The 5,963-nt window shown below is 72.4% G+C and carries 3 protein-coding genes; 2 read left to right on the top strand and 1 reads right to left on the bottom strand.

Translation table 11 applies throughout. The annotated features are described in order from the left end of the window. Nucleotides 1-54: 54 nt before the first annotated feature. Both lanKC and ACFU7Z_RS34770 read left to right on the top strand, forming a co-directional pair. Nucleotides 55-2,751 (top strand): class III lanthionine synthetase LanKC, encoded by a 2,697-nt coding sequence (gene lanKC / locus ACFU7Z_RS34775; protein ID WP_380782000.1) that lies wholly within the window; start codon nt 55-57, stop codon nt 2,749-2,751. Further along, entirely contained in the window at nt 2,748-4,262 is a 1,515-nt protein-coding gene (locus ACFU7Z_RS34770) for an ATP-binding cassette domain-containing protein (RefSeq protein ID WP_380781998.1), read from the top strand. Before lanKC ends, ACFU7Z_RS34770 begins: the two co-directional genes overlap by 4 nt. A 100-nt stretch (nt 4,263-4,362) precedes the next feature. Here the strand turns inward: ACFU7Z_RS34770 and ACFU7Z_RS34765 are convergent. Then, on the bottom strand, nt 4,363-5,963 hold a 1,601-nt coding region (locus ACFU7Z_RS34765; protein ID WP_380781996.1), incomplete at its 5' end, for a LuxR C-terminal-related transcriptional regulator.

The raw sequence follows: 5,963 nt of genomic DNA, 5'->3' as shown, positions 1-5,963 counted from the left end.
CGCACGGACCCCGCCGCTCCCACCGGCTGCCCGCGGACGATCACAGAGGCTGACATGCGCAACGAACGATGGGTCTACCGCTTCCTCTTCGCGTGGAACGACACGCTGTTCTTCGACCCGCTCGACGTCTCGTACGAACCGAGTGCGGACCACTTCCTCGCCGGGCTCGACGAGCCGCTGAGGGCGCGGTTCGTCCGCAGCGGCATCTGGTGGAGCCATCGGTCCAGCCCGGACCTGCCGGCGCAGGGCTGGAAGATCCACGTGTCGGCGAGCTGCCGTCACGTGCGCGAGGTCGCCGCCTCGGTGATCGGATATCTGACGGAACGCGGGACCGATTTCAAGATAGCCCTCGACCTCAACGTCTTCGAGATGCTCAACTCCAAGGCCATGTCCCGGGGGAGCGGCGGCAAGTTCGTCACCGTCTACCCGCGCGGTGACGACGAGTTCAGGAAGGTCCTGGCCGACCTGGCCGGACTCCTGGAGGGCTACGAGGGCGCCTACGTCCTGTCGGACCTGCGCTACCGGGACAGCAGGGCGCTGTACTTCCGCTACGGCCAGTTCCTCGACACCCACACCGTCGACGTCCTCGGCCGGCGGCACCCGCGGATCCTCGGACCGGACGGTCCCGTCCCCGACGACCGGAGCGTGGGGAACGCCCGGCCCGACTGGGTGCCCTGGCCCTTCGACGACTGGAAGCCCGAGGACGAGGACGAGGACGACGGCCTGGTCGGGGGCCGGTTCCGGGTGACCGGGGCGATCCAGTTCTCCAACAGCGGCGGCGTGTACACGGCCGAGGACACGGCGCACGACGACCGGCCGGTGCTGCTCAAGGAGGCCCGTCCGCACACCAACATCAACCCCCGTCGGAACCACGACGCCGTGGACATCCTCGACCGCGAGTGGATGTTCCTGAACCGGCTGGCGGACATCGGCTCGTACCCGGCCCCGATCGCGAAGTTCCGCCACTGGGAGCACCACTTCATCGCCGAGGAGTTCGTCGACGCCTCCGACCTCCGCTCGGTGCTGCTCGAACGCAACCCGCTCGCGCGGCCGGGGTTCGACATCGAGCAGTCGCGGGAGTACCTGCGGATCTTCCTCGCCGTCTTCCGCGGGCTGGCCCGCGCGATCCAGGCCGCGCACGACCGCGGGGTGATCCTCGCCGACTTCACCGCCTCCAACCTGCTCGTCGACCCGGACACCCACGAGGTGACCATCGTCGACCTGGAGGCCTGCCGGCTGGCCGGGACCGACAGCCGCGGCGGGAGCGGCGAAACGGAGTTGGAGCAGCCCGTCGAGCTCTACACACCGGGGTTCAGCCTCTCGCGCGACGGCTTCAGGGAATTCGGGCCGGAGGGCGACCGGTACGCCCTGGCGTCCACCATGGCGTACTTCGTCTTCCCGATCGCGGCGATGTCCTACCTGCGCGAGGACGTCCTCGACCTGTACCGGATCCACATCACCGAGGGCCTGGGCTGGCCGGAGCGCGTCCACCGGTTGATCACCGACCTGGCCGGGGACCGGATCGGCCTCACCGACGTGCTGGACGCCCTGGAGGACGAGGCGGAGCTGCTCGACCAGGTCGAGGCCCTCCCGGCGCGGCCGGTCGTCGAGGAACGGCTCGGACTGGTGGAGGCGGAGGACGGAGTGGCCGCGTTCGTCGAGGCCGTCGCCGACCCCGGCCGGGGCACGCTCTTCCCCGTGGACCCCTTCGCTCACGTCACCAACCCGCTGAGCCTCGGCTTCGGGGCGAGCGGCGTCCTGTGGGCGCTGCAGTCCTCCGGCATCGCGATCCGGCCCGAATGGCGCGACTGGCTGGGCGGCGAACTGGCCGGCATCGACAGCGCGGAGTACCCGGACGGTCTCATGAACGGCCTGGCCGGCATCGCCTGGGCGGCCGACTCGCTCGGGTTCGGGACCGAGGCCAGGCGCCTGTTGGCCCGGGCCAACAGGCGCGCGCTGGAGAAGGGCGACTACACCTTCTACTACGGCCTCGCCGGCGTCGGGATGACGAACCTGCGCTTCTTCCTGCAGGGCCGCGACCCGCGCGACCTCGCCGCGGCACGGGACTGCGCGCAGGCCCTGCACGACACGGTGCGGCACGACGGCGGGCGAGCCCACTGGGTGAACGAGTTCGCCACCGAGGGGCCGCTGACCGGCCTCGGCTTCGGACAGGCCGGCGTCGCCATGTTCCTGCTGCGCATGCACCAGGTCACGGGAGAGGATCACCACCTGCGGCTCGGACGGCAGGCGCTTTCCTGGGAGATGGCCCACGCCAAGCCCCTGAACGACGGGGGCCCGGTCATGTTCGAGCACGAAGGGACGATGGAGCCGTACATCGAGGTGGGGTCCGCCGGCGTGGCGCAGGTGCTGCTGCGCTACGGCGACCTGGACGCGGCGCGCACCGTCCTGCGCGGACTGGACGTCCGCTACTCGGTGCTGCCCGGGTACGGCTTCGGCATGACCGGGATCGCCGACGCGCTGCTCGACGCGGCCGAGTTCACCGGGGACCGCTCCTACCGCGACAGGGCGCTGACGCAGCTCGACACCGTCCGGAGGGTGTTCCTGTTCGAGCCCGCCGAGCGCTTCGGCCTGCCGCGCCAGGACGGCCGTACCCTGCTGGGTCTTCCCGGCGAGGGGCTGCTGCGCTGCTCCTGCGACTACCTGACCGGGTCGGCGGGCCTGCTGCGGGTGCTCCACCGGGTGAACGCCGGAGGCACCGCCGACTTCCTGCTGGACGAGGCGGCGCGGTGAACAACCGGTTGTGGCGTACCTTGCGGGGCCACCGGGCCCCGTTCGTGGTGGTCCTCGTCGCCGAGGCCACCACGGGCGGGCTCGAGGCCCTGCTGCACCCCCTGCTGCTCAAGGCCCTGTTCGACCAGGCGATCCTGACCGCCGACTTCCGCAGGTTCCTCGTCCTCGGCCTCGGGTACCTCCTGTTCGGACTGACCCTCACCATCACGGACTACTGCGTCGCCTGTTGGCGCAAGCGCCTCGAGAACGCGTTCACGCTGGTGCTGGAGACGGAGTTGCTGAGCCGCACGCTCGGCCTGGACGGCCGAGAGGTGGCGAAGGCGGGAAACGCCTCGTACGTCAGCCGCATCCACAACGACGTCTCCCAGGGCGTCCTGCCGGCCATCGACGTCTCCCTCCGCATCGCGCGACAGGCGGTCGCGTCGGTCGCCTTCCTCGGCGTGCTGTTCTACCTGTCCTGGCAGGCCAGCCTCATCCTGCTGGTGATCGTGCCGCCGCTGGTGCTCGTGAGCAACCGGCTCGGCAGGCGGATCGAGCAGAACACCGGGCCCGAACGCGAGGCGGAGGCGCGGTACATCAACACGCTGACCCGCACGCTGGAGTCCTTCCCCGCCCTGCGCGGACTGCCGTCGCTGCTGCCGGGCACCCGCGCGGTGAACCGGGACGCGTTGCGCGGGTTCCTCGACCTCACCTTCGTCAACTTCCGGCTGTCACAGCGGCAGCGAACCCTCAGCGACCTGGTGATGAACCTGTCGGACACCGCCTCGATGATCACCGGAGCCTTCTTCGTCTTCGCCGGGCGGATGTCGTTCGGCAGCTTCCTCGCCTTCGTGAACTCGCTGTGGCGGGCGGTGACCGGGATCTTCGACCTCGTCAACATGATTCCGCAGGCCCGCCGGAGCAGCGCGGTCCTCAAGCGGATCGAGTCCCTGCGGGAGTCCGGGCAGGCCCCGTACTACGAGGAGGGGGCCCTGGTGCGGGTCCGCGGAGTCCGGGTCGGGTACGGCGAGGGGGCCAAGGTGTCGATCGACGAGTTCGACCTGCGCGTCGGCGAGCGCGTGCTGCTCCGCGGCCCCAACGGTTGCGGGAAGACCACGCTCCTGCACGTCATGGCCGGGACCCTCGCCCCCGACGCCGGGGCGGTCACCCTGCCGCCCCGGGTGGCGAGCCTGACCGCTCCGGTGCACCTGCCTCCGCTGCCGGTGCGCGAACTGGTCGCCGACGAGCGGCTGCGCGCCGCGATGGGTCTGGACGGCCTGGCCGACCAGCTGCCCTCGGACCTGTCGTCCGGCCAGCGTCAGCGGGTCGGGGTCGCCGTGCTCCTGCACGAGGACGCGGACGTGTACCTGGCCGACGAACCGTTCGCGAACCTCGACGACGGCGGCAGGGAGCTGGTGTTCCGGGTGCTTCGGGAACGGACCGAGGGGCGCGCCCTGCTCGTCGTGCACCACGGGGACGAGGCCATCGACGGCCGCTTCGACCGGGTGGCGACCCTCACCGGGCTCCGCTAGGCGCCCCGGGCGGTCCCGGACGCGCAGCCGGATGGTGTACGGATCGGCCGACCTGGGAGCCTAGTCGGCGGATGCCCGGGCGGCGGGCCCTCCCGCCGGGTCAGGAGGCCTCGAACGGATCGTCGTACCATCCCCGCTTCGCACCGTGAGTGGGGCCCGGCCGCCGGCCGGAGCGGTGCACCCAGCCGGCGACGCCGACCCGCGAGGAGCACTGCAACCGCCGCATCGCCTCGCGGAGGTGGTTGACCACGGTCCACTCCGAGATGCCCAGGCGACGTGCGATCTGGTGGTTGCTCAGTCCGTCGGCCACCAGCAGCGAGACCTGAAATTGACGATTCGTCAGCTTCCTCTTCGGCGGTGTCCCGGTGGAGTCCGGCTCGCAGAGGGAGCAGAGCAGGTCCGGGAGCGCGGTGGCCGCGCCGGTCGCCAGTGCGTGGGTGAACTCGTCCTCGGTGAGCCGGCGGCGGATGCCGGGGAGCAGCCGGGCGGTGGCCAGGTCGGGATCCGCGGGGTCGCCGGGAATGCCGGCCCGCGCCGGGTAGAAGCTGCCCAGCAGTCGGGCGGCGTCGGTCGCCCGCGCCGGTGCCGGGCGCAGGGGGTTCGCGGCCAGGCCGACCAGCGCGCCGAGCGTGGCGACGGCGCCGAGCGGGCGCAGCTGGGCCAGCCCCTCGACGTAGTGGGCGCGGGAGGTGGACGGATCGCCGTCGGCGGCGGCGAGCAGGCCCAGGTGGAGCAGGGCCGTGCCGGCCAGCAGCGCGTCCCCCCGGTGCCGCGCCGCGGTCAGCACCCGGTCCGCCAGTGCGCTGCCGGGACCGGTTCGACCGAGCCGAAGCTCGGCCAGGGCGGCCTCCAACTCGACGCGCAGGGCAGCCGGTTCGTCGTCGGCTTCGCGGAGGAGCTCTGCCGCCCGAGTGAGTGCGGCGAGGGTTCGGGCGGGGTCACGGTCGAACCCGGTCAGGCCCCGCAGTCGCAGGAGTCGGGCCGCCGCGGAGGGGGCATCGGGTGTGGTCCGACATCGGTCCGACTCTGCTGAGGCCGCCTCGGTCTCGTCCAGCAGGACAGCCGCCGACTCGTGGTCGCCGTCGAGCAGTCGGGCTTCGGCGCGGATCAGTGCCAGCCGGACGCGCGCCCGCTCACCGGTGGCACTGGTGGAGCCGAGCAGCGCGGCGTCCCGGTCGGTCCACGCCGGGCCGAGGCCGACGAGGCGGGCGTGGGCGAGCAACCGCTCCATCAGGTCGAGGGCCTCGGCAGTGAGCCCGTGGCCGGTCAGGGTGTTGACCGCCGAGCGGAGGTTGGCCTCCTCGACGCGCAGGGCGAGCAGGGCTGTCGGCTGGTCACCGGCGGCCAGCCGACGGCCGGCCCCGGCCGCGAGCCGGGCGTAGTAGCGCGCGTGGCGGAGCATGAGGGGGGTGAACCTGCCGTCGGCGGGCCGGGCCTCGGGCAGGCCGTCGAACGGCACATGAAGCCGCGTTTCGGCCGCACCCGCCAATCGGCCGGACGGCCGGTCCTCGAGCGTCAGCGACTGCCGACCGAGCAGGGCTTCGAGCGCCGCAGGGAAGGCGCTCGGCGTGATCCCGGACACCGCCCGGAGCGCCTCGGGGCCGAACCCGCCGAGGAACAGCGGCGTGCAGGACAGCAGCCGCGCCTCGTCGGCGCCGAGCGGGCCGCCCCGCCCCGCTGGTCGCCTCGCCACCCGGCCCC

This window comes from Kitasatospora sp. NPDC057518 (assembly GCF_042802075.1).
Lineage (GTDB): Bacteria > Actinomycetota > Actinomycetes > Streptomycetales > Streptomycetaceae > Kitasatospora.
Note: the sequence above shows the minus strand (reverse complement) of the source record. Positions and strands in the feature narration are given on the sequence as shown.

Bases quoted from the DNA above. Each gene is read 5' to 3' on its own strand.
- lanKC (WP_380782000.1), top strand. From the start codon at position 55: ATGCGCAACGAACGATGGGTCTACCGCTTCCTCTTCGCGTGGAACGAC.